The organism is Pseudomonas sp. M2(2023), from assembly GCF_030263955.1.
Taxonomy (GTDB): Bacteria; Pseudomonadota; Gammaproteobacteria; order Pseudomonadales; family Pseudomonadaceae; genus Aquipseudomonas; species Aquipseudomonas asiatica.
In genome coordinates, this window is sequence record NZ_CP127114.1 from 659,952 (window position 1) to 684,609 (window position 24,658).

The following is a 24,658-nucleotide window of genomic DNA, read 5'->3' on the forward strand; positions in this document are numbered from 1 at the left end:
CAGTGCTTTCTAAACTCGTTGCCGTGACCAGGGTCTATCCAGGGCACGGACGAATCGTCATTTTCGGCTTTTACACTGCGCCCGCCTCCTTGCGGGGCAGTGTCTTCGACTTATCTATAGGGGACTTGAATGTCCGTACGACGCACACGCAAAGACGATGGTAGCCAATGGACCGTGGCCGACAGCCGCAGTGTTTATGGCATCCGCCATTGGGGCGCTGGTTATTTCGCCATCAATGAAGCCGGGCGCGTCGAAGTACGCCCCAACGGCCCAAAAAGCGCACCGATCGACCTGTTCGAACAGGTCGACGAATTGCGCCAGAGCGGCCTGTCGCTGCCATTGCTGGTGCGCTTCCCCGACATTCTGCAAGACCGCGTGCGCCAGCTGACCGGCGCCTTCGATGCCAACATCGCGCGCCTGGAATACCAGAGCAAGTACACCGCGCTGTACCCGATCAAGGTCAACCAGCAGGAAGCGGTGGTGGAAAACATCATCGCTACGCAGAACGTCTCCATTGGCCTGGAAGCCGGCTCCAAGCCTGAGCTGCTGGCAGTGCTGGCGCTGGCGCCGAAGGGTGGCACCATCGTCTGCAACGGCTACAAGGACCGCGAGTTCATCCGCCTGGCGCTGATGGGCCAGAAGCTCGGCCACAACGTGTTCATCGTCATCGAGAAAGAGTCGGAAGTGGCCCTGGTGATCGACGAGGCCGCCGAGCTCAAGGTCAAGCCGCAAGTCGGCCTGCGCGTGCGCCTGTCGTCGCTGGCCTCGAGCAAGTGGGCCGACACCGGTGGCGAGAAGTCCAAGTTCGGCTTGTCCGCCGCCCAGCTGATTTCGGTGGTACAGCGCTTCCGCGATGCCGGCCTGGACCAAGGTATCCGCCTGCTTCACTTCCACATGGGCTCGCAGATCGCCAACCTGGCCGACTACCAGCACGGCTTCAAGGAAGCCATCCGTTACTACGGTGAGCTGCGTGCGCTGGGCCTGCCGGTCGACCATATCGACGTTGGCGGTGGTCTGGGCGTGGACTACGACGGTACCCATTCGCGCAATGCCAGCTCGATCAACTACGACATGGACGACTACGCCGGCGTTGTTGTGGGCATGCTCAAGGAATTCTGCGACGCGCAGGGCCTGCCGCACCCGCACATCTTCTCCGAGAGCGGCCGTTCGCTGACCGCCCACCACGCCATGCTGGTGATCCAGGTGACCGACGTCGAGAAGCACAACGACGACGTGCCGACCATCGAGAACAAGGAAGCCCTGCCCGAGACCGTGCAGTGGCTGGTCGACCTGCTCGGCCCGACCGACATCGAGATGGTGACCGAGACCTACTGGCGCGCCACCCACTACATGGGTGACGTGGCTGCGCAGTATGCCGATGGCAAGATCAGCCTGGCCGAGAAGGCCCTGGCCGAGCAGTGCTACTTTGCCGTGTGCCGCCGCCTGCACAACTCGCTGAAAGCCCGCCAGCGCTCGCACCGCCAAGTGCTGGACGAGCTGAACGACAAGCTGGCCGACAAGTACATCTGCAACTTCTCGGTGTTCCAGAGCCTGCCGGACACCTGGGCCATCGGCCAGGTACTGCCGATCATCCCGCTGCACCGCCTGGACGAAGAGCCGATGCGTCGTGCCGTGCTGCAGGACCTGACCTGCGACTCCGACGGCAAGATCAACCAGTACGTCGACGAGCAGAGCATCGAGACCAGCATGCCGGTGCATGCGGTGAAGGAGGGCGAGGACTACTTGCTGGGTGTGTTCCTGGTTGGTGCCTACCAGGAAATCCTCGGTGACATGCACAACCTGTTCGGTGACACCGACTCGGTGAACATCTACCAGAACGCCGACGGTAGCGTGTACCACGCCGGTATCGAGACCCACGACACCATCGAAGACATGCTGCGCTATGTGCACCTGTCGCCGGAGGAGTTGATGACGCATTACCGTGACAAGGTGGCCAGCGCCAAGATCACTGCGCGGGAGCGGACTCAGTACCTGGATGCGTTGCGCCTTGGGTTGACCCGGTCTTCGTACCTGTCCTCGTGATTGCCAGGCCGCTCCCGCTTTTTTGTGGGAGCGGCCTTGCGTCGCGATATGAGGGCGAAGCCCTCACCGCGTCATACCTGGTAATGGTCCAGTCCTCGCCTATCGCATCAGCGCCGCTACCTTTGAATGCAATGTTCAAAGGAGGACGACATGGAAAGTCCCGGCTCCCATCGTTTACGTAGTGGCCGAGTGTCCGAACCAGGGCGTCTCTACCTGCTCACCACGACCACTCGCAACCGAACACCGTTGTTCAAAGACTTCTTGTTCGCCAGAACAGTTATCCAGCAATTGCGGCTCAGCGAAGAGCGCAAGGCGTGTCGATCTCTGGCGTGGGTCTTGATGCCGGATCATCTTCACTGGCTTCTCGAGCTTGGGCCGTCGAGCCTGGGTAGGCTGATGTGCGAGTTCAAGTCCAGAAGCAGTTGTGCGCTGTACAAGGTGGGGGCTGAAAGGCGGCATATCTGGCAGACCAGCTTTCATGATCGGGCTTTGCGCCGCGAGGAGGATGTGAGGGCAGTGGCGCGCTACATCATCGCCAATCCCATTCGGGCTGGCCTGGTGCGGCGGGCTGGTGATTATCCACATTGGGATTGTGTGTGGCTGTGAATCCGCAGGTGAGGGCTTCGCCCTCATTTCGCGACACAAGGCCGCTCCCACAAAGTCCTGCGTACGCCGATCAATGTGGGAGCGGCCCCGGCATTACTGAACCCAAAGCCCTTTTTCCTGCAACCTCCACCCCACCCACCCCAATGTCACCGCCCGCAACCCCATGAACCCGAGAAACGCCAACCACAACCCATGGTTGCCAAACGCACTCATGAGCACCCCCAAGGGCAGCGCAATCACCACCGACACCAACATCGCATTACGCATCTCCCGCGCCCGTGTCGCGCCTATGAACAAGCCATCCAGCAAATAGCTCCACACCGCAATCAATGGCAGCAATGCCAGGTACGGCAGGTACGGATAAGCCGCTGCCCGCACACTCTCGATGTCGGTCTGCAAATCGATGAACAGGTGCCCGCCCAGCAGGAACAACCCGGCAAACCCCAGGCTGGTGATCAGCGACCAGCCACAGGCCACCACCAGCGAGCGGCGCAATGTGTCGCGGTCGCGGGCGCCAATGGCATGGCCGCACAGGGCCTCTACCGCGTGCGCCAACCCGTCAAGCGCATAGGCAGTCAGCAGCAGGCCGTTGAGCAGCAGGGCATTGGCCGCCACGGTGGCTTCGCCCAGACGAGCGCCTTGCACGGTGATCAGCAGGAACACCAGTTGCAGCGCCAGGCTGCGCAGGAAGATGTCGCGGTTCACCGCCAGCAGCGGCCGCCAGGCCTGCCAGCACTTGAGCGCCGCCCACACGATCTGCCCCGGGTAGGCGCGCAGGGCCGGTTGGGTCAGGGCCAGGCCGAGCAGGGCGGCGCTCCATTCGGCGATCACCGACGCCCGCGCCGAACCCAGCACGCCCCAGTCCAGGCCAAGCACGAACCACAGGTTCAAGGCGATGTTCAGCAGGTTGGTGGTCAGCAGGATGGCCAGTGGCGCCCTGGCGTTCTGGGTGCCGAGGAACCAGCCGACCAGGGCGTAGCTGGCCAGTGCCGCGGGCAGGCCGAGCAGGCGGGTATGGAAGAAGTCTTCGGTGGCTTGCTGCAGGGCCGCGCTGGGCTGCATCGCGTGCAGCGCCAGCTGGCTGAAGGGCAGGGCCAGCAGGCCGATCAGCAGGGCGAAGCCGACCGCCAGCAACAGCCCTTGTACCAGTACCTGGCGCAACGCTGCACCGTCGCCACGGCCGGCGGCCTGGGCGGCGAAGCCGGTGGAGCCCATGCGCAGGAAGCCCATCAGGCCAACCATGAAGGTGAACAGCGTGGCGCCCACGGCTACGGCACCCAACTGGTGGGCGTGGGGGAGGTGGCCGATGACCGTGCTGTCGACCAGGGCTACCAGCGGCACGGAGATGTTGGACAGGATCATCGGCGCGGCCAGGGCCCAGACCTTGTGGTGGGTGGGGCGGTGCTGCCAGTCGGTGGTCAGTGAGGTCATCGGGTGTCCTGGGGAATCTTGGGGCTGCTGCGCAGCCCTTTCGCGACACAAGGCCGCTCCCACAAGAATCGTGTAAACCGAAGCCTGTGCAGTACCTGTGGGAGCGGCCTTGCGTCGCGAAAGGGGCGCAAAGCGCCCCCGCTTTTCTAAATTGCCAGCAGTGTACCGGCCATGCAGCCAATTCGCGCGACCATAGTTGCGCTATAGTTGCTGCCCTCACGTACACGCTGCCAAAGAGTTCTACTCCATGTTCAACAAAGGATTGTTGCTGGCCTGCGCGCTGGCTTTGCTCAGTGCCTGTGACTCTTCGACGCCGGACAAGCCGGCGCCATCCGAAAAGCCGGCGGCCACAGCGCCCGTCGCCACCCCGGCACCCCAACGCGAAGACCAGGCCGAACTCGGAAAACGCTACGAGGGCCGCGAGCTGACGGTGCTGGATGTTTCCGAAGTGCAGCTCGATGGCGCCGCGACGCTGTCGATCAGCTTCTCCGCGCCGCTGGATGCCAAACAGGACTTCGCCAGCAAAGTGCACCTGGTCGACACCGTCAAAGGCAAGCTCGACGGCGCCTGGGAGCTCTCCGACAACCAGATGGAGCTGCGTCTGCGCCATCTGGAGCCGCAGCGCAAGCTGGTGCTGACCGTCGACAAGGGCCTGCTGGCGGTCAATGGCAAGCAACTGGACAGCGAGTCGATCAGCCGCCTGGAAACCCGCGACATGCAGCCGACCATCGGCTTCGCCAGCCGCGGTTCGCTGCTGCCCACGCGCCTGGCCGAGGGTCTGCCGGTGATCGCCCTCAACGTCGACAAGGTCGATGTCGAGTTCTTCCGCGTGAAGCCGGACATGCTCTCGACCTTTCTGGTCAACTGGGGGCGCAACAGCAGCCTGTACTACTACCAGTCCAAGGAAACCCTGGACATGGCCGAGCTGGTCTACAGCGGCCGCTTCGACCTCAACCCCGCACGCAACACCCGCGAGACCGTGCTGCTGCCGATCGCCGGCATCAAGCCGCTGCAGGAGCCAGGCGTGTACCTGGCGGTGATGCGTGCCTCGGGCACCTACGACTACTCGCAACCAGCGACGCTGTTCACCCTCAGCGACATCGGTGTGTCCGCGCACCGCTACCGCGACCGCCTCGATGTGTTCGCCCAGGCCCTGGAAGGTGGCAAGGCGATGAACGGCGTCAACCTGGAAATCCATGACGACAAGGGCAAGCTGCTGGCCCAGGCCAGCACCGATAGCGATGGCCACGCCCAGCTGCCGATCACGCCCAAGGCCGACACCCTGATCGCCACCCAGGGCGTGCACACCACCCTGCTGCGCCTGAGCAGCGCGGCGCTGGACCTGGCCGAGTTCGACATCACCGGCCCGCAGGCCAACCCGCTGCAGTTCTTCATCTTCGGCCCGCGTGACCTGTATCGCCCCGGGGAAACGGTGTTGCTCAACGGCCTGCTGCGCGACCAGGACGGCAAGCCGGTCAAGGCGCAGCCAGTGAGCGTGGAAGTGCGTCGCCCGGATGAGCAGGTCAGCCGCAAGTTCGTCTGGGAAGCCGACAGCAATGGCTTGTACCAGTACCAGTTGCAGCTGGCCAGCGAGGCCCCGACCGGCCGCTGGCAACTGCTGCTCGACCTGGGCGGCGGGCGCAAGCAGGTGTATGAATTTCTCGTCGAAGACTTCCTGCCCGAGCGCCTGGCGCTGGAACTCAAGGGCAGCAGCAAACCGTTGTCTCCGGATCAGGATGCGCGCATCCAGGTCAATGGCCGTTACCTTTACGGCGCCCCGGCTGCCGGCAACCGCCTGAGCGGCCAGGCCTATGTTCGCCCACTGCGCGAGGCGGTACCGGCGCTGCCTGGCTACCAGTTCGGCTCGGTCACCGAAACCGAGCTGAACCAGGACCTGGAGCTGGACGAAGTCACCCTCGACCAGGCCGGCAAGGCCGTGGTCGATATCGAAAGCCGCTGGGCCGAAGCCCGCTCGCCGCTGCAACTGACCGTGCAGGCCAGCCTGCAGGAGTCCGGTGGCCGGCCGATCACCCGGCGCCTGGAACAACCCATCTGGCCGGCCGAGCGCCTGCCGGGCCTGCGTGGCCTGTTCGACGGCGAGGAAACCGACAGTGACGGGCCGGTGGAGTTCGAGTTCCTGGTGGCCGACCGCAACGGCAAGAAGCTGGCGGCCAACGACCTCAAGGTGCGGCTGGTACGCGAGCGCCGCGACTACTACTGGAACTACTCGCAGAGCGATGGCTGGAGCTACGCCTACAACGAGAAGTTCCTCACCCAGAGCGAAGAGACCGTCAGCGTCAAGGCCGGCTCCACGGCCAAGCTGAGCTTCCAGGTGGAATGGGGCCCGTACCGTGTCGAGGTGGAGGACCCGGAGACGGGCCTTGTGTCCAGCGCGCGCTTCTGGGCTGGCTACCGCGCCCAGGACAACGCCGAGGGCGGAGCGGTGCGGCCGGACCAGGTCAAGCTGGCGCTGGACAAACCGGCCTACGCCGACGGCGCTACCGCCAAGGTCACCGTCACCCCGCCCGCAGCCGGCAGTGGCTACCTGATGATCGAGTCCAGCGATGGCCCGCTGTGGTGGCAGGAGATCGACGTGCCCGCCGAGGGCAAGACGTTCGACGTGCAGCTGGACAAGCAGTGGGCCCGCCATGACCTGTACATCAGCGCGCTGGTGATCCGCCCGGGTGAGCGCAAGGCCAACGCCACGCCGAAACGCGCGGTGGGCGTGCTGCACCTGCCGCTGAACCGCGCCGAACGCAAGCTGGCGGTGAGCCTGCAGGCGCCGGAGAAAATGCGCCCGAAACAGCCGCTGACCGTGAAGGTCAAGGCTGCAAATGCCGATGGCAGTGTGCCTGAACAGGTGCATGTGCTGTTGTCGGCGGTGGACGTGGGCATCCTCAACATCACCGACTTCAAGACCCCCGACCCGTTCGCCAGCCTGTTCGGGCGCAAGGCCTATGGTGCTGACCAGCTGGATATCTACGGCCAGTTGATCGAAGCCGGCCAAGGCCGCCTGGCCAGCCTGGCATTTGGTGGTGACGCGGCGATGGCCAAGGGTGGCAAGCGCCCCAACACCACGGTGACCATCGTCGCCCAGCAGAGCCTGCCGGTGACCCTGGACGACAAGGGCGAGGGCCTGGCCACGGTCGATATCCCCGACTTCAATGGCGAACTGCGGCTGATGGCCCAGGCCTGGACCGACGAACACTTCGGCATGGCCGAAGGCAAGACCGTGGTCGCCGCGCCCTTGATCGCCGAACTCTCGGCGCCGCGTTTCCTGGCCGGTGGCGACCGTACCAGCCTGGCGCTGGACCTGGCCAACCTGTCGGGTCGTGCCCAGCAACTGAACGTTGAAATCAGCACCGAAGGGCAGCTGAGCCTGGCGGCCAACGCCGTGCAGAACGTTGCCCTGGCTGAAGGCCAGCGCTCGACGCTGTTGATCCCGGTCCAGGCCCAAGGTGGCCTGGGGCAGGGCAAGGTGCATGTGCGGGTCACTGGCCTGCAGCTGCCGAACGAGCCGACCGGCGCGTTCGAGCGCGAGTGGACGCTGGGCGTGCGCCCGGCTTACCCGGCGATGCTCAAGCACTACCGCGTGGCCTTGAAGGACCAGCCATGGACCCTGCCTGAAGCAGACCTGGCCGCCTTCGAACCCGCCGGGCTTGAAGCCAGCCTGGCCTTGTCGAGCCGGCCACCGCTGAACCTGGCCGAGCAGATCCGTGCCCTCGAAGCCTACCCCTACGGTTGCCTGGAGCAGACCACCAGCGGCCTCTACCCGTCGCTGTACGCCGATGCCGACAGCCTCAAGCGCCTGGGCATCAAGGGCGAGCCAGCCGATGTGCGCAAGCGCAAGATCGAGATGGGTATCGAGCACCTGCTGGGCATGCAGCGCTACAACGGCAGCTTCGGCCTGTGGAGCTCGGACAGCGAAGAAGAATACTGGCTGACCGCCTATGTCACCGACTTCCTGCTGCGCGCCCGTGACCAAGGCTATGGTGTGCCGGCCGAAGCGCTGAAGAAGGCCAGCGAGCGCCTGCTGCGCTACCTGCAGGAGCGCAACCTGATCGAAGTCGACTACAGCGAGAACGCCGAACACACCCGCTTCGCCGTGCAGGCCTATGCGGCATTGGTGCTGTCGCGCAGCCAGCAGGCGCCGCTGGGTGCCCTGCGTGGCCTGTTCGAACGCCGCGCCGACGCCCGCTCTGGCCTGCCACTGGTGCAACTGGCGGTGGCGCTGGACAAGATGGGCGACAAGCCGCGTGCCGAGCAGGCCCTGCAGGCAGGCCTGGGCATCAGCCGCGGTAAAGGCTGGATGGCCGACTATGGTAGCGCCCTGCGCGACCAGGCACTGATCCTGGCGCTGCTGCAGGAAAACAACCTGGCCAGCCGCCAGGTCGACCAGCGCCTGTTCGCCCTGTCGGATGAGCTGGCGGCCAACCGCTGGCTGTCGACCCAGGAGCGCAATGCGCTGTTCCTGGCCGGCCGTGGCCTGCTGGGCAAACCGGAAGGCCAGTGGCAGGCGCGCCTGGACAGCGCGGGCGAAGTGCGCGAGTTCAACAATGCCGAGTCTGGCATGAAGCTCGAAGGCCCGTTGCTGGCTTCGCCGCTTAGTGTGCAGAACCAAGGCAGCGAGACGCTGTACCAGCAACTGACCTTGTCGGGTTACCCACGCCAGGCGCCTGCGGCCGTTGGCAACGGCATGCAGATCCGCCGTGAGTACCTGGGCATGAATGGTCAGCCGTTGGATCTGCATAACCTGCGCAGCGGAGACCTGGTGCTGGTGCACCTGGCGCTCAAGGCTGAAGACCGGGTGCCGGATGCGCTGGTGGTGGACTTGTTACCGGCGGGCCTGGAGCTGGAAAACCAGAACCTGGCGCAAAGTGCCGCCAGCCTGGAAAACGCCAGCAGTGCGGTGAAGGAATGGCGCGAATCGATGCAGAATGCCAGCGTGGTGCACCAGGAGTATCGCGATGATCGTTACGTCGCCGCACTCAAGCTGGACAGCTATGGCACCACCCACCTGCTGTACCTGGCTCGGGCGGTGACCCCGGGCACCTACCGCGTGCCGTCGCCGCAGGTCGAATCGATGTACCGGCCAAACCTGCAGGCTGTGGGGGATGGGCAAGGTGAGATGACCGTAAAAGCCCGCTAAGCACCTGCCTTGCGCGTACTATGTGGGAGCGGCCTTGTGTCGCGAAAGGGCCGCAAAGCGGCCCCGGCATTTCAAGCGGCGGAGCTGAGATCCTGGGGCTGCTGCGCAGCCCTTTCGCGACACAAGGCCGCTCCCACAGGTCTGCGCCGGGCAGTTCAATGTCAGTGAATCACCCAGCTCATCACCCACAACCCCAACAGCAGCCAGATGATCCCGAGGATGATCGAGGCGCGCATGAACGCGCGGATTGCCGAGTACAGCAGCACCAGCCCGATGATCAGGGCGAGGATGCTGAGCAGCGAGGTCTCCATGCCCAAGGTGCGCGCCAGGCCATCGATGAAATTGCCACCGGCATTGGCCAGCAGGTTGAACAGCCCGCTCAATGCGTCGACGATGAAGCGGATCAACGACCCCAGCGCCTGGCCCAGCCACTCGAAAAAACCTTCTACATGCATAGTTGCTTCCTGATGAACGAATCGGCGACGTTGCCGTTCCCAAGCCTTTGGCCATCACCTGGCCAGGTCGGTTCCCGATGCCAAGCTTAACGCGGCCGCATACCCGTGCGGGCAGGCTGTTGCGCGCCACGGTGATCGGCATGCTGGTACTGTTCGGCCTGTTGTGGCTGGCCGACCGCCTATGGCCGCTGCCCATGCCCGGAGACGACCTGGCCCGCGTGGTGCTGGCCGAGGACGGCACGCCGTTGTGGCGCTTTGCCGATGCCGATGGTGTATGGCGCTACCCGGTCAGCTCCGACGAGGTCTCGCCGCTGTATCTGCAGGCGCTGCTCACCTACGAAGACCGCTGGTTCTACAGCCACCCCGGGGTCAACCCGCTGGCCCTGGCTCGCGCTGCCTGGCTGAACCTGCGTGGCGGGCGTGTGGTGTCGGGCGGCAGCACGCTGTCGATGCAGGTCGCACGCCTGCTCGACCCGCATGAGCGCACCCTGGCCGGCAAGTTGCGCCAACTATGGCGCACGGCGCAGCTGGAATGGCACTTGTCCAAGCGCGAAATCCTGCAGATCTACCTGGACCGCGCGCCCTTCGGCGGCACCCTGCAGGGCGTGGCGGCGGCCAGCTGGGCCTACCTTGGCAAGTCGCCCATGCACCTGACCCCGGCCGAAGCGGCACTGCTGGCCGTGCTGCCCCAGGCGCCCAGCCGCTTGCGCCCGGACCGTCACCCCGAGCGTGCGCAGCGCGCCCGGGACAAGGTGCTGCAACGCCTGGCCGAATACCAAGTGTGGCCGGCTCAGCAAATCCGTGAGGCTGCCGAAGAACCTCTGGTGCTGGCACCACGTCAGGAACCGGCCCTGGCGCCGCTGCTGGCCCGGCGCCTGAACAGCGCCGACAGCCCGCCGCTGATCCGCACCACGCTCGACGCCGCACTGCAGCGGCGCCTCGAAGACCTGCTGCTGGGCTGGCGCGCACGGCTTCCAGAGCGCACCTCCGCTGCCATTCTGGTGGTCGATGCGCAAACCATGGCGGTGCGTGCCTACCTGGGCTCGATCGACCTGGCCGACGAACGCCGCTTCGGGCATGTCGACATGGTGCGTTCGTTGCGCTCGCCGGGCTCCACCCTCAAGCCGTTCCTCTACGGCATGGCGCTGGATGACGGCCTGATCCATTCCGAGTCGTTGTTGCAGGATGTGCCGCGACGCTACGGTGACTACCGCCCCGGCAACTTCTCCATGGGCTTCAGCGGGCCGGTGTCGGCCAGTTCGGCGCTTGCGCTGTCGCTCAACCTGCCGGCGGTGCAGCTGTTGGAGGCCTATGGTCCGAAACGCTTTGCCGCGCAACTGCGCATGGCGGGCATGCCGCTGATATTGCCGCCTCTGGCAGAGCCCAACCTGTCGTTGATCCTGGGTGGCGCGGGCAGCCGCCTGGAGGATCTGGTGGGTGGCTACGCTGCGCTGGCGCGGGGTGGCAATAGTGCGAGGGTGCGCCTGCAACCGCAGGATCCGTTGCTGGAACGGCGCCTGCTGTCACCAGGGGCTGCGTGGATCATCCGGCGCATCCTCAGCGGCCAGGCGCGCCCCGACCGCGACCCGCATGCCGAGCTGGTGCAACGCCCGCAACTGGCGTGGAAGACGGGCACAAGCTACGGCTTTCGCGATGCCTGGTCGATCGGCGTGGGCCCGCGCTACCTGATCGGCGTATGGATTGGCCGCCCCGATGGCACACCGGTCCCCGGCCAATTCGGGCTGGCTTCGGCAGCGCCGCTGATGCTGCAGGTGCACGACCTGCTGAGCAACCGTGACAGCCAGCGTGGCATCAGCGTGCCGGTGGAGCGGGTGCCGGCGAACGTCGGCGTGGCTGCGATCTGTTGGCCACTGGGCCAGCCGATGAGCAAAAAGGACCCCAACTGCCGGCGTCAGCGTTTCGCCTGGACTTTGGACGGCACTACGCCGCCAACCCTGCAGGCCGCCGACCAGCCACTCGGCCTGGGCCTGCGTGAAAGCGTATGGGTCAACGACCAGGGGCTGCGCGTCGATGGCAGTTGCCCGGGCGCCAAGGCCCGCGATATCGCCCTATGGCCCGCCCCGCTGGAGCCTTGGCTGCCACGTGTGGAGCGGCGTGCGGCGCGCCTGCCGGCCATCGATCCGGCCTGCCCGCCGCATGTGCCGGTCAGCGCGCCACCGCTTTCGATCGTGGGCGTGCGCCCGGGCGACAACCTGCGCCGTCCGGCCACCAGCAGCGAGCCGTTGCAACTGCATGTGTCGGCGCTGGGCGGCGGCGGTCGGCGCTGGTGGTTCCTCAACGGCCAGCCATTGGGCGAAACCCAGGGCCAGGACAGCCTGCTGGTGCGCTTCCAACAGGTAGGCCAGGCCGAAATCAGCGCGCTGGATGAAAGCGGCGAGACGGCGCGCGTGGCGTTCCAGGTCAGCGAGTAGCCGTTCGACGAGGGCCGAGGCAGCACCTACGCTTGCAGGTAACGGGTGTGACCGGCTGGCGCCCCTGATGCCTGTCAGTCAAGCAATTTGGGGCCGCTTTGCAGCCCCAGGGAACATGGAGCGCGCTATGCGTCCTCTGGCCGTGCCCCTGTTGTTGCTGCCTTGGGCGCTTGCGGCCCATGCCGAGCCTTTGCCAGGTTTTCTCGACAGCCATGAGTACGAACGTCGCCTGCCCGGCGCCAACCTGCCGATAGACGCCTACCGCCCGGTCAGTGCTCACCTGCAGCTGGCCGAGGAGGATGGCGACAGCCCCGCGTGGGCGCCTGCGAATACCCGGCTGGTGCTGCATAAAGTGCGCTTCGAAGGCGGCACGGTGTTCCCCCTGAGCGACCTGCGCGAACACTACCAACCGCTGATCGGGCGCCAGACTACCTTGGGCGAGCTGCAGCAGTACACCGCGCGCCTGACCCAGCGCTATCGGCAGGAAGGCTACCTGTTGTCTTACGCCTACCTGCCGCCGCAGGAGGTGGCTGATGGCCAGGTCAATGTGGTGCTGGTCGAAGGCTATATTCGGGATTACCGCGTGGTCGGCGATATCGGCCCGGCAAGCGCCTATCTGCACCAGCTGCTGGAGCGGCTTGCAACCGAGCGCCCGCTGACCCGGGAAACGCTGGAGCGCTACCTGGGCCTGGCCGAGCGCCTGCCAGGGGTGAAGATAGACTCACAGCTGGCCATGGCGCGAACCGCTGATGGTGCCACGTTGTTGACCGTGCATGCCCGGCGCAAGCCGTTCAGCGCTGCCGTTACCGTGGTTGATGGCAACCGCGACGATGCGCAGGCGCTGCTGACGGCAACCAGCCACGCCCAGACCCGCTTTGCCGAACAGATCCAGGCCAGCGTGTTGCTGCCACCAGGGAATGACCAGGTGCATTATCAGCGCCTGGCTTACAGCCAATACCTGGATGCGGGCGGCAGCCAGCTGCTGCTGTCGGCCTCGCGTTATCGCAGCGAACCGGGCACGCGGATTCGGCTGGATGATGGCCGTGATATCACTCGCAAGCGCGACAGCGATCGCTATGCGATCGGCCTGCGCCAGCCGGTGATCGTCAGGCCGGATGAATGGATGGTGGTGCAGGGGCAGGTATATTCGGTCAGTGAGCACTTCGAAGACCGGGTAGATGGGTTGCCATCGGCACGGGACTACGACACCTACGTGCGTGCGCTGTCATTCGAGGGCGACTGGCGCAAGGTGGAAGAGGGCCATTTGCGCATCGTCAGCGCCGGGGTCTATCAGGGCCTGGATTATCTGGGGGCACGCAGCGATGCCGACTACAATCTGGATTTTCTGCGGTTGCGGCTTTCCGGCTTGCAGAGCGACAGGTTGCTCGGTAACTGGCAGGGGGTGGTGTCCGGGGCGCTGTACTGGAGTGATGACCGCTTGCCCGACAGCGAGCGTGCGGGGTTTGGCGGGCAGAGTTTCGGCCGTGGCTACCCGCGCGACCAGGCGGACGGGGACAAGGGCTGGGGTGTGGCTTACGAGGTGAATTACAGCATGCACGCCAACTGGCTGGCGTTGGTGCAGCCCTATGTGGTGGTTGATACGGCGCAGGCCTGGCATAACCGGGGGCCTGTGCAGGATGCCCACCTGGCTTCGGCGGCGCTTGGTGTGCGGTTGGGCGATGGGCGCTTGTTCAATGTGGCGCTGGAGCTGGCCAAGCCTTTGGCGGATGTGGCATTGGACAGCCTGGACCGCGCGCCTCGGCTGACTTTGACGCTTGGCGTTCAGATGTAAGGGGTCGCTGTGGGCTGCAACGCAGCCGCCAAAATCTTGAAGCTACCTGTTTAGTGGGTAGTAAACCGCTGATGCACCGGCGACGAACTGGGTGTCAGTGCCAGTGCCAGCTGGGTGCGGTTGTGCATGTGGGTCAGGCGCAGCACCTGCGACACATACAGCTTCACGGTATTCTCGGTAATGCCCAGCTCACAGGCGATCTGGTAGTTGGTCTGGCCCTTGCCCACCAGGCGGGCTACTTCCAGCTGGCGTGGCGACAGCTTCTCGAACGCCGCTGGCAGTTCGCTTTCACTCTCGTCCACATCGCTGGCACGCCGGTGCATGCCCTGGCCCCGGGCTTTTTGCAGGTCCTGGTAAAGCTCGTCCATCGACTCTGCCAGCTCTTGCAGACGCTGGCTCAACCCGCCCAGCTCGCGGAAGCTGCGCTGGCGCTCCTGCACGGCCTGTTCCTGGCGGCGTACGCCCTCCAGCAGTTCATCGAGGTCCATGGGTTTCTGGTAGTAATCGGCAAAGCCCTCGCGCAACGCTCGGATCACATCCTGCTTCTCCGCGCGACCGGTCACCATGATGGCCTCGAACGCGCGCTGCCCGCCTTGTATCTTCAGTTCGCGGACCAGTTCAATACCATCACGACCAGGCATGTGCAGGTCACAGATGACCACGCCAATGGCCTCGTCTGCCAGGTAACGTTCCAGGGCTTCGTCAGTGGAGTGGGCCGGCAGGCAGCGGTAACCCTTGGTTTCGAGAAACTCACACAATTGTTCGACTATCACTGGTTGGTCATCGACCACCAATATCTTCACATCACTGAATGCTCTGGACACGATCAACTCCCTGTCGTTACGCGGTCCTGCTCCCGGGCCAAGCGCGTTGCAAACTAAAAATAGTCGGGGGTAGTGGATTTGTACAAGTTACAAATTCTGTACAGCCATCGGACCACGAGATTGCTCACTGGATCCATACAGCAGTCAAAAGAAAACCGGTGAGCACATAGGGGACGAACGCCTGCTTGTCACCCATTTCCTCGGTCAAGGCCTGCAAGCGCTTTTTTACCTTGGGGTTGAGCAACGTCCACAGGCGCCGGCGGGTGAGCAGCCACAGCAGCACGCTGACACCGGCGCCGATGAAGGTGCCAAGCACGTATTGCGGGCTGGTGGCCAGGGCCAGGGCGCCCATCAGCTTGACGTCATCGGCACCGAAACGGCCGAGCATGTAGCCGGGCAGGGTCAGCAGCATGACGATGGCCAGCGCCCAGCCTGCATCGCTGGCATCGGCGCCGATCCAGCTGCGGCCAGTGGCGAAAAGCCAGGCCAGGGCGCAGGCAGCCACACCCAGGGTGAGCATGTTGGATATCTGGCGTTGACGCACGTCCTGTTCGGAGCACAAGGCAAGCCACAGCAGGAGAACAATGCTTTGCATTGGCAGGTAGCCCTTCCCAAATGTTGAACACATCTACCCGGTCAGTCAGGTTTCCTTAAGTGAAGATAGACGGGAACCTGCGGGCGAGTGGGGCGGGAAAGGCAAAAAGGCGTGGTCGGGATGGATTTTGTCGCTGTTGAAACAGGCCTCGCAGGCGACCCTTGTGGGAGCGGGTTCACCCGCGAACACCGGCAAAGCCGGTGCCATGCACCGCGTTGTTTTCTTCGCGGGTAAACCCGCTCCCACAGGGGCTGCGGCGCCTGCATAACCGCGTTCGGTGTTACTTCCTGCTCCCCGGCGGGTAGTTGGCCAACACCTTGGTCACGGTGTTCTGGATAGCGCTGTTACGTTCTTCAGGGCTTGGCGGGTAGTTGTTCATGATCTGCTCGGCACTGCCGCGCCACACCAGCTTGCCGTCACGCCCATCGAACAGGTCGATCTGGATGGTGGCGACCTTGTAGTCGACGCTGCGGGTTTCGTTGTACATCGGGCCACCCCAGTAGCCGCCCCAGTAGCCACCCCAGCCACCGCCGTAGTTGGTGGTGATCTGTTGCTGGCGCTGCTCGACGATCAGGTACGCGCGCACTGTCACGTCCGGCCGGGCGCCGCCTTGTACCGGGCGCAGGCCACGCTGGTCGAGTTGGCTTGCAACTGCCTGGCGAATGCGTTGCTCGGTGAGGTCGCTCTTGATTCGTGGGTCATCCGGGCGGTACTGCAGGCCCGGTTCCTGCCATGCCCAGCTGCGGTAGGCGGCAAAGTCACGGCTGGCATCGAAATCCTGCTGGACGTTATTGCTGGAGCAGGCGGCGAGCAACAACGCGAATGACAGTAGAACGAGACGGCGCAACATGATGGTTCTCCGTTGGATATCAACTGGGAGGATAGCCGTTGAGCGCCTTGTGCACAGAATCGCGCAGGGCGCTTTCGCGTTCACGCGGCGAGTCCTTGTCGCTGCCGCTTTCGGCACTGGCACTCCATACCGGCTGGCCGCTGCGGGCGTCGTACAGGTCGATACGCACCACCATCACCTGCACTTCGTAGGTGCGCACGATGGGCACGCTGGCATAGCCCCCATAGCCATGGCGGTAGCCGCCATAGCCGACACCGCCATAGGGATACGGGCCGTAGTAAGGGTCGTAGGCATCGTAGTCACGTACCTGGCGCAAGCGCTTTTCCAGGCGTATGTCGGCGCTGACCAGCAAGTCGCCGGGGCCGCCCCGGGCGGGACGCAGGCCATGCTGGTCCAGTGCGCCGCTGACGGCATCGGCCAGTTGCGCCGGGTCGGTATCGACCGAGCCACTGGGCAACTGGCCGTTGAGCCAGCTCCAGCTACGGTAGTGCCCGTAATCACGGGCCGGTGTCGGGTAGGCACTGGCATCGAAGGTGCTGGCCGCCTGGGCCGGTGCCGGTGGTAACGGGCGGCTACTGGCCACGTAGGGGTTGCTGCCCTGGCAGCCAGCCAGGGCAAGCGGCAGCACGGCCAGGCACAACAGACGGTACGGCATGTATTCCTCCCGGCGGGCAGGTCAACGGGGGCGGCAGACCCAGTGCAGGTAGCGGCCGAGCCCGGCGAAGCTGGGGTGGCGACGGTAGGCCAGTTCCATTTCCAGCAGGTCGAGCAGCTCGGCCTTGCCTTGGAATTCCTTGGGCATGTAGTCGTGGAACACCCGCACGCCACTTTCGCTTTCAACCTGCCACATAGGATCAAGTTGCGCCCTGAGTTCCCGTGGATCAAGCGGTTTTTGCGGGGTCAGGCTCTGCTTTTCACCTTCCAGCCGGTTGCTGCGCAACTTGCGGAAATGGCCCTTGAGCAGGTTGCGATAGACCAGGGCGTCGCGGTTGTAGAAGGCCAGCGATAGCCACCCGGAAGGGGCCGTGAGCTGGTGCAGCACCGGCAGGATGCTTTCGGGCTCGGCCAGCCACTCGAGTACGGCGTGGCATAGCACCAGATCGTAGGGTTCGGTCAGCTGGCCAAGCAGGTCTTGCCAGGGGGCCTGGATGAAGGTGGCCGGTTGGCCGGCTTCGGCAAAGCGCGCCCGTGCGCCGTCGAGCATGGGCGCGGCGGGTTCGGCCAGGGTCAGCTGGTGGCCGCGCTGGGCCAGCCACAAAGCCATGTGACCCAACCCGGCACCGATGTCGAGGATGCGCAGCGGGCGGTCAGGCAGGGCTTCGGCCAGGTCGGCCTGCAGCACGGCCAGGCGGATCGCGCCCTTGGCGCCGCCGTAGATCTTTTCGGCAAAGCGGGTAGCCAGCTCATCGAAGTGACGGTCGTTCATCGGGCGAAGCGCCTCTCGCTGTCGGCCAGCTTGGCTCGCACTACCTGGTCCATGTCCAGGCCAAGTTCGCTGCACAGCAGCAACAGGTAGAGCACCACATCGCCGATTTCCTGGCCGGCATGGGCCAGCTTATCGGCTGGCAGCTGGCGCGATTGGTCTTCGCTCAGCCACTGGAAGATTTCCACCAGCTCGGCCATTTCGACACTGGCGGCCATGGCGAGGTTCTTCGGGCTGTGAAAGCCGCGCCAGTCGTTGTTGTCGCGGATCTGGTGCAGGCGTTGGGTGAGTTCTTGCAGGTTCATCGGGGGTCTCCTAATGCTGCATAGCTTCTGCGCAGGCCCGATGCAAAGCAAGGGGGCCGCTATGCGGCCCATCGCGACGCAAGGCCGCTCCCACAGGAGGTCACCGGCATCAAACCGAACGCGGTACCTGTGGGAGCGGCCTTGTGTCGCGAAAAGGCTGCGAAGCAGCCTCACGATTCAAAGCCGGTCCCAGCGCCCGACCATATGCAGTACCCCTCCATGGCCATCCAGCCGCAGCTCTCCCGTAGCCCCCGCCTCACTGGCACCGAGCACCACCTCCGATGGCAACCGCACCGGCTTGCGGAAATCCACCTCGAAGGCAAAGCCACTGTGCGGCAGGTGCCCGCGCAATGCCGCCAGGGCCATGGCCTTGCTCCACATGCCATGGGCAATGGCCGTGGGGAAGCCGAACAGCCGGGCACTGGCCGCGCTGAGGTGGATCGGGTTGTAGTCCCCGCAGACCTTGGCATAACGCCGGCCGATATCGCTGTCGGCGTACCAGCGGGTTGCCTCCGGCAACGCTTGCGGTTCGTCCTCGGCAGGCTCACCTGCCTGGCTTTCCAGCTTCAGCCCGCGCACCAGCATACGGCTGGTCTCGCGCCACAGCAGGCCGATGCCGTCTTCGGCTTCGGTGACCAGGTCGAAGGTGCCGCCCTTGGCATGCGCTTGCAGATTGCCTGCATGCACCGCAAAGCGCAGCCCTTCGATACCGCCCAGCGGGCGCAGCACCTCGATGCGGTTGTGCAGGTGCACCAGGCCGAGCAGCGGGAAGGGGAAGTTTGGCGCGGTCATCAACTGCAGCTGCAGCGTGAACGCCATGACATGTGGATAAGTCCCCGGCAGGCGGCCATCGTCGGTGAAGTGGCACAACCGTCGATAGGCGGCCAGGTTGCCCGGCTGGACGCGGATGAAGCAGCGCAGGCCGTCGTCCGGCAGCTGGTCGCCGCTGATGCTGCGCTTGCTGGCCGCGCGCAGGTACAGGCTGGTGCGCGAAGCCGGGCTGTGCAGGTCGTGCCAGTGTCGGCTCATGCTCAAGCCCCCATCAAGGCCTGGCCGCATACCCGCAGCACCTGGCCGTTGACTGCACCGGAGCCTGGCTGGCTGAGCCAGGCGATGGCTTCGGCGACATCCTGCGGGCGGCCGCCCTGGCCAAGCGAACTCAAGCGTCGCCCGGCCTCGCGCAGGCCCATGGGCATGGCGGCGGTCATGTGGGTTTCGATGAAACCGGGTGCCACGGCATTGATGCTGCCGCCGCGCTCGGCGAGCCGGGGCGCCCACGCCTGGGCCAAGCCGATCAGCCCGGCCTTGCTCGCGGCATAGTTGGCCTGCCCGCGGTTGCCGGCGATACCGCTGACCGAGGCCAGCAGGGTGATGCGCGCGTTTTCACCCAGGGCGCCGTTGTCGTACAGCGCCTGTGTCAGCACCTGCGGTGCCTTGAGGTTTACCGCCAGCACCGCGTCCCAGTATTCCGGGGTCATGTTGGCCAGGGTCTTGTCGCGTGTGATACCGGCATTGTGCACCACGATGTCGACGCCGTCGGGCAGGGCCGCAAGCAGTTGCGTTGCCGCGTCGCCGGCGCAGATGTCCAAGGGCAGCGCCTTGCCACCCAGGCGCGCGGCCAGGGCGTCTAGGTCCTGGCTGGCTTGGGGCACGTCCAGCAGCAGTACGTCGGCACCGTCCCGGGCCAGGGTTTCGGCAATGGCGGCACCGATGCCGCGCGCGGCACCGGTCACCAGGGCGCGGCGCCCAGCCAGCGGCCGTGTCCAGTCCTCGACCTGGCTGGCGCAGGCATGCAGGCGCAGCACCTGGCCGGAAATGAAGGCGCTCTTGGGCGAGAGGAAGAAGCGCAGGGCGCCTTCCAGCTGGTCCTCCGCGCTGGGGCTGACATACAGCAACTGCGCGGTCGCACCGTTGCGCAGTTCCTTCGCCAGCGAGCGGCTGAAGCCTTCCAGGGCTCGTTGGGCAATGCTGGCCAACGGGTCGTCGAGGCTTTCTGGCGTGCGGCCCAGCAGCACCACATGGGCGCACGATGCCAGGCTGCGCAGCAGTGGCTGGAAAAATTCGCGCAACTGCTTCAACGCGTCGCTGTCGGACAGGTGACTGGCATCGAATACCACGGCCTTGATCTTCGGCCCCAGACCAGCCACCCATGCTTCGGCCTGGAGGTTGTCGGTATTGAAGCTGTAAAGCGTGTCGGTCAGGCGCGGGGCAATGGCTTCGACCTGGCTCGCCAGTGGCCCGCCACCCAGTACCAGGGCACCTTCGACCGGGCGCAGGCGGCCTGCCTGCCAACGCTCCAGCGGCGCTGGACGTGGCAGGCCAAGGGCATCCACAAGGCGGCGGCCGAGGTTGGAGTTGGCAAAGCCGAGGTAGCGATCGCTCATGAGTGGGTCTCCCGGAAGGCAAGCTTGAAAGTGTGGACCAACTTTGTGGCAAGGTCGTTCGAATGCGGTAAAAACACCTAGGCTGTACGGATCAAATTGTTTCAGGAGGAACAAGCGCATGCGTTCACTTCGCCGGGTCGCGATCCTGGGCGGCAACCGAATTCCCTTCGCCCGTTCCAATGGCGCCTACGCCACGGCCAGCAACCAGGCGATGCTAACCGTCGCCCTCGAAGGGCTGATCGAACGCTACCGCCTGCATGGGTTGCGCATGGGGGAGGTGGTGGCTGGCGCTGTGCTCAAGCACTCGCGAGACATGAACCTGACACGTGAGTGCGTGCTGGGTTCGCGCCTGTCGCCGCTGACGCCAGCCTATGACATCCAGCAAGCCTGCGGGACGGGGCTAGAGGCGGCACTGCTGGTGGCCAATAAGATTGCCCTGGGGCAGATCGACTGCGGCATAGCCGGCGGTGTGGACACCACCTCCGATGCGCCGATTGCGGTCAACGAAGGCCTGCGCCACATCCTGTTGCAGGCCAACCGTGGCAAGAGCCTGGGCGAACGGCTCAAGCCATTTCTCAAGCTGCGTCCTCACCACCTGAAACCCGAATTACCGCGCAACGGTGAGCCGCGCACCGGTTTGTCTATGGGCGAGCATTGCGAACGCATGGCCCAGGCCTGGCGCATTGGCCGTGCCGAGCAGGACGAGCTGGCGCTGCTGAGCCACCAGGCGCTGGCTGCCGCGTACGCCGAAGGGTGGCAGGATGACCTGCTGACGCCGTTTCTGTCTTTGACCCGTGATAACAACCTGCGCCCCGACCTGACGCTGGAACAATTGGCCAAGCTCAAGCCAGCCTTCGACCGCAGCGGGCAGGGCACGCTGACGGCGGGCAACTCCACACCGCTGACCGATGGTGCTTCGCTGGTTTTGCTGGGCAGCGAGGAATGGGCCGAGCAGCAGGGGCTGTCGGTGCTGGCCTATCTGGTCGATGGTGAAACCGCTGCGGTGGATTTCGTTACTGGTCGCGAAGGGCTGTTGATGGCGCCGGTGTATGCGGTGCCGCGGCTGTTGGCGCGCAATGGCCTGACGCTGCAGGACTTTGACTATTACGAGATTCACGAAGCCTTTGCTGCCCAGGTGCTGTGCACGCTCAAGGCCTGGGAAGATGCCGATTATTGCCGCGAACGGCTGGGGCTGGATGCGCCGCTCGGGGCGATTGACCGCAGCAAGCTCAACGTCAAGGGCAGTTCGCTGGCGGCCGGGCACCCGTTTGCCGCGACCGGGGGGCGGATATTGGCCAACCTGGCCAAGCTGCTGGCGAGGTCGGGGAAGGGGCGGGGGTTGATATCGATCTGCGCTGCGGGTGGGCAGGGGGTGACCGTCATCGTCGAGCGCTGAGCTGTTAGGCTTGTCTGGTCAGAACTAAAAGAAACCACCATGCCCATCATCGGACACCCCCGCCCCATTCCGGCGCTGGACCACCTGCCCAGGCCGCTCTATGCACGAGCCGAAAGCCTTGGCGCCGGCTCCTGGACCACCCGCCACCAGCACGACTGGGTGCAGTTTTCCTATGCCATCAGCGGCGTCCTCGGGGTGTATACCCAGGAAGGCAGCTACTTCGCCCCGCCCCAGTGGGGCGTGTGGATACCAGCCGATGCCGAACACGAAGTGGTCACCTCGATGCAGGCCGAAATGCGCAGCCTTTACGTGCGCCGGGATGCCTGCCCGTGGGCCCCGGAGCAATGCCGGGTACTGGAAGTGACCCCGTTGGCGCGCGAACTGATCAAGCAGTTCTGCCTGTTCCCGGCAGAATACCCGGAGGTTGACAGCGCCGAGGCGCGGCTGGTGGCGGTGCTGCTCGACCAGTTGCGCATGCTGCCCGAAGTCGGCTTTTCGTTGCCACTGCCACGGCATCCGGGGTTGCTGGCGCTGTGCAATGGTCTGATCGCTGCACCGGACCAGTCGCAGACCTTGCAGCAGTGGGCGCGAGAGTTGGGTTGCTCGGAGAAGACGCTGATGCGGCTGTTCCAGCGGGAGACGGGCTTGAGTTTTCGCAACTGGCGGCAGCGTATGCGGCTGTTGTCGTCGCTGGCGCTGCTGGAGGCCGGGGAGAGTGTGACCGAGGCGGCGTTGGGGTGTGGGTATGACTCCACCTCGGCTTACATTGCGGCGTTCAAGCAATTGTTCGGCGCGACGCCGGGAGAATTGAGGCTTTAGTGATTGGTCGCTTGTGCCGGCCTCTTCGCGGGCACGTCCGCTCCCACAGGTACTGCACAGCTTGCAAAGCTGCGGTGATCCCTGTGGGAGCGGGTTCACCCGCGAAGAGGCCAGCGCAGGCAACACATCAGGTACGGAACCTGCGCACCAGTGCATCCAGCTCATTGGACAGCCCGGCCAGGCTCTCCGAATCCATCCGCGCCGCCTGGGCCAGTTCGGCCACCAGCTGCGCATCGCCGTGAATCTGGCTGATGTGCCGGTTGATGTCTTCGGCCACCTGGTGCTGCTCTTCGGCCGCCGTCGCAATCTGGGTGTTCATGTCGCGGATCACATCCACCGACTCGCGGATCTGCCCGAAGCTGTCACGGGCCAGGCCGATGCGGCTCACCGACTGCTGCGAAACCTCCAGGCTGGCGTGCATCTGTGCAGCCACTTCGGCAGTGCGGCTGGCCAGGTTGCCCAGCAGGCCGTCGATCTCGGCGGTGGAGTCGGCAGTGCGCTTGGCCAGCGCCCGCACCTCGTCGGCAACCACGGCAAAGCCACGGCCCTGCTCGCCGGCACGGGCCGCTTCGATGGCGGCGTTGAGCGCCAGCAGGTTGGTCTGCTCGGCAATCGAGCGGATGGTGCCGAGGATCGACTGGATGGCGTTGCTGTCACGCTCCAGTTGCTGGATCGACTGCGCCGACTGCTCGATCTCCTGGCTCAGGCGGTCAACGCTATGTACCGCGGCATCGATCTGCTGCTGGCCTTCGCGGGCCTGTTGCTGGCCGCTGTCGGCCGATTGCGCCGCCTGGCTGCAGGAACGTGCCACTTCGTTGGCGGTGGCGACCATTTCGTGGAAGGCGGTTGAGACCATGTCCACCGCTTCGCGCTGGCGGCCTGCGGCTTCGGCCATGTCGCTGGAAACGCGGGTCGAGCTGCTGGAGGTGCTGAGGATCTTGCTGGCGGCAGCACCGATGTGCTGGATCAGGCTGCGAATGGCACCGAGGAACTGGTTGAACCAGCTGGCCAGTTGTGCGGTTTCGTCGCGGCCGCGGATCTCCAGATTGCGGGTCAGGTCGCCCTCGCCCTGGGCGATATCTTCCAGGCCGCTGGTGACGCTGTTGATCGGGCGTACGATCAGCTTGGCGAAGGTGGCACCGACCACGGCGAACAGCGCGGCCAGTACCAGGGCCACCACGCCGATCAGCCAGGTCAGGCGGGTGGTGGTCTGCATCACTTCGCTTTGTTCGATCAGGCCGATCAGGGTCCAGCCAAGCTGTTCGTCCGGGTAGATGTTGGCCATGTAGCGCACGCCATTCAGCTCCACTTCGGCCAGCCCCTTGCCGTGCTTGGCCAGCTCGGCGTACCCGTCGCCAAAGCTCGCCAGTTGCTTGAAGTTATGCTTGGCGTCACGAGGGTCGACCAATACGTTGCCGTTGTTTTCCACCAGTAGCACGTAGCCGCTTTCGCCCAGCTTGATCTGCTGGACGATCTCGGTAAGGCCTTTGAGCGAGACGTCGACGTTGACCACGCCACCAGGGTTGCCCAACTGGTTGGCGACGGTGCGCACGGTGCTGACCAGCACAGCGTCGTCGGCAGCCCAGTAGTAGGCGCCGGTACGCAAGGTCTTGCCAGGGTTGGCCATTGCCAATTGGTACCAGGGGCGGGTGCGCGGGTCGTAATTGACGAACTTCTGCCCGGCCGGCCAGCCGACATAGCCACCGTCATTCACCCCGTAGGACAGGTACGCATAGCTGGGATGCGTGGTGGCCAGGCGGGTCATGAACTCCAGCAGCTTGCTGGCCTGCTCGCCCAGTTCATAGGACGGGGTTGCGCTCATGTATTTGTTCAGTTCGCTACCCGTGGCAGCGACCATCGGCTGCGCAGCCAGGTACTCGACGTTCTGGTTGATGCCCTGGAAGAAGATGTTCATCGCGTTGCTGACCTGGCGGATTTCCCGGCTGCTGCCATCGAGGAATCCGTCGCGGGCTTCGCCACGCAGGTTGAGGACCACAAGGGTGGCCACTAGGACGATGGGCAAGCCGGCGATGACCGCGAATGCCCAGGTCAGTTTCTGTTTGATGCTCATCGACGCTCCCGGATTTGTTATTTTCGACATACGAGGCAGGTAACAATTGCATCGGCAGCATCCGGGTTTAATGTAGGGAAACG

At 64.8% G+C, this 24,658-nt stretch carries 18 protein-coding genes and 1 pseudogene; 7 read left to right on the forward strand and 12 right to left on the reverse strand.

Features of this window, described 5'->3' with window-relative positions:
- Positions 1-129: 129 nt before the first annotated feature.
- Positions 130-2,043 (forward strand): arginine decarboxylase, encoded by a 1,914-nt coding sequence (gene speA / locus QN085_RS03045; protein WP_013970716.1) that lies wholly within the window; start codon positions 130-132, stop codon positions 2,041-2,043.
- 150 nt (positions 2,044-2,193) lie between these two features.
- Positions 2,194-2,649, forward strand: a complete 456-nt coding sequence (locus tag QN085_RS03050) for an REP-associated tyrosine transposase (protein ID WP_023662678.1) — start codon at positions 2,194-2,196, stop codon at positions 2,647-2,649.
- A gap of 93 nt (positions 2,650-2,742) precedes the next feature.
- Here QN085_RS03050 and QN085_RS03055 read toward each other — a convergent pair whose 3' ends face one another.
- Entirely contained in the window at positions 2,743-4,080 is a 1,338-nt protein-coding gene (locus QN085_RS03055) for an MATE family efflux transporter (RefSeq protein WP_038408617.1), read from the reverse strand.
- A 247-nt stretch (positions 4,081-4,327) separates the two neighbouring features.
- On the opposite strand from QN085_RS03055, the gene QN085_RS03060 reads away from it, so the two are divergent.
- On the forward strand, positions 4,328-9,229 hold the full coding sequence (locus QN085_RS03060) for an alpha-2-macroglobulin family protein (RefSeq protein ID WP_041506278.1): 4,902 nt from the start codon (positions 4,328-4,330) through the stop codon (positions 9,227-9,229).
- Positions 9,230-9,390: 161 nt separating this feature from the next.
- Here the strand turns inward: QN085_RS03060 and QN085_RS03065 are convergent, their stop codons facing one another.
- Positions 9,391-9,684: a hypothetical protein gene (locus QN085_RS03065; RefSeq protein WP_013970720.1), complete on the reverse strand. Its 294-nt coding sequence runs from the start codon at positions 9,682-9,684 to the stop codon at positions 9,391-9,393.
- 77 nt (positions 9,685-9,761) lie between these two features.
- Here QN085_RS03065 and pbpC point away from each other — a divergent pair, with 77 nt between their 5' ends.
- On the forward strand, positions 9,762-12,116 hold the full coding sequence (gene pbpC, locus QN085_RS03070) for a peptidoglycan glycosyltransferase PbpC (RefSeq protein ID WP_024086198.1): 2,355 nt from the start codon (positions 9,762-9,764) through the stop codon (positions 12,114-12,116).
- A 127-nt stretch (positions 12,117-12,243) separates the two neighbouring features.
- Positions 12,244-13,908 (forward strand): ShlB/FhaC/HecB family hemolysin secretion/activation protein, encoded by a 1,665-nt coding sequence (locus tag QN085_RS03075; RefSeq protein ID WP_031324737.1) that lies wholly within the window; start codon positions 12,244-12,246, stop codon positions 13,906-13,908.
- Positions 13,909-13,958: 50 nt separating this feature from the next.
- Here QN085_RS03075 and QN085_RS03080 read toward each other — a convergent pair whose 3' ends face one another.
- The 8 genes from QN085_RS03080 to QN085_RS03115 form a co-directional block, all read right to left on the reverse strand.
- Positions 13,959-14,732, reverse strand: coding sequence for a response regulator transcription factor (locus QN085_RS03080; RefSeq protein WP_024086200.1), 774 nt, complete (start codon positions 14,730-14,732; stop codon positions 13,959-13,961).
- Positions 14,733-14,856: 124 nt separating this feature from the next.
- Positions 14,857-15,327 (reverse strand): prepilin peptidase, encoded by a 471-nt coding sequence (locus tag QN085_RS03085; protein ID WP_013970724.1) that lies wholly within the window; start codon positions 15,325-15,327, stop codon positions 14,857-14,859.
- Positions 15,328-15,607: 280 nt separating this feature from the next.
- Positions 15,608-16,177: a DUF4136 domain-containing protein gene (locus tag QN085_RS03090; RefSeq protein ID WP_023661913.1), complete on the reverse strand. Its 570-nt coding sequence runs from the start codon at positions 16,175-16,177 to the stop codon at positions 15,608-15,610.
- A 19-nt stretch (positions 16,178-16,196) separates the two neighbouring features.
- Positions 16,197-16,832, reverse strand: coding sequence for a DUF4136 domain-containing protein (locus tag QN085_RS03095; RefSeq protein ID WP_003257064.1), 636 nt, complete (start codon positions 16,830-16,832; stop codon positions 16,197-16,199).
- Between the two features lie 21 nt (positions 16,833-16,853).
- A complete protein-coding gene (locus tag QN085_RS03100) occupies positions 16,854-17,603 on the reverse strand; it encodes a methyltransferase domain-containing protein (protein ID WP_015268825.1) in 750 nt (249 codons plus the stop codon).
- Complete coding sequence (locus tag QN085_RS03105) at positions 17,600-17,905, reverse strand: MazG-like family protein (RefSeq protein WP_013970728.1); 306 nt, start codon at positions 17,903-17,905, stop codon at positions 17,600-17,602. Before QN085_RS03105 ends, QN085_RS03100 begins: the two co-directional genes overlap by 4 nt.
- Before the next feature lie 177 nt (positions 17,906-18,082).
- Complete coding sequence (locus tag QN085_RS03110) at positions 18,083-18,934, reverse strand: MaoC family dehydratase (RefSeq protein ID WP_024086204.1); 852 nt, start codon at positions 18,932-18,934, stop codon at positions 18,083-18,085.
- Positions 18,935-18,936: 2 nt separating this feature from the next.
- A complete protein-coding gene (locus QN085_RS03115) occupies positions 18,937-20,289 on the reverse strand; it encodes a 3-oxoacyl-ACP reductase (protein WP_024086205.1) in 1,353 nt (450 codons plus the stop codon).
- A 118-nt stretch (positions 20,290-20,407) separates the two neighbouring features.
- Here QN085_RS03115 and QN085_RS03120 point away from each other — a divergent pair, with 118 nt between their 5' ends.
- Entirely contained in the window at positions 20,408-21,685 is a 1,278-nt protein-coding gene (locus QN085_RS03120; protein ID WP_023662416.1) for an acetyl-CoA C-acetyltransferase, read from the forward strand.
- A 39-nt stretch (positions 21,686-21,724) separates the two neighbouring features.
- On the forward strand, positions 21,725-22,504 hold the full coding sequence (locus QN085_RS03125; RefSeq protein WP_013970732.1) for an AraC family transcriptional regulator: 780 nt from the start codon (positions 21,725-21,727) through the stop codon (positions 22,502-22,504).
- 127 nt (positions 22,505-22,631) lie between these two features.
- Here QN085_RS03125 and QN085_RS25910 read toward each other — a convergent pair whose 3' ends face one another.
- Positions 22,632-23,399: a methyl-accepting chemotaxis protein gene (locus QN085_RS25910; protein ID WP_371033815.1), complete on the reverse strand. Its 768-nt coding sequence runs from the start codon at positions 23,397-23,399 to the stop codon at positions 22,632-22,634.
- 138 nt (positions 23,400-23,537) lie between these two features.
- Positions 23,538-24,605: pseudogene (locus tag QN085_RS25915) on the reverse strand (cache domain-containing protein); the annotation flags it as partial.
- Positions 24,606-24,658: the final 53 nt, after the last annotated feature.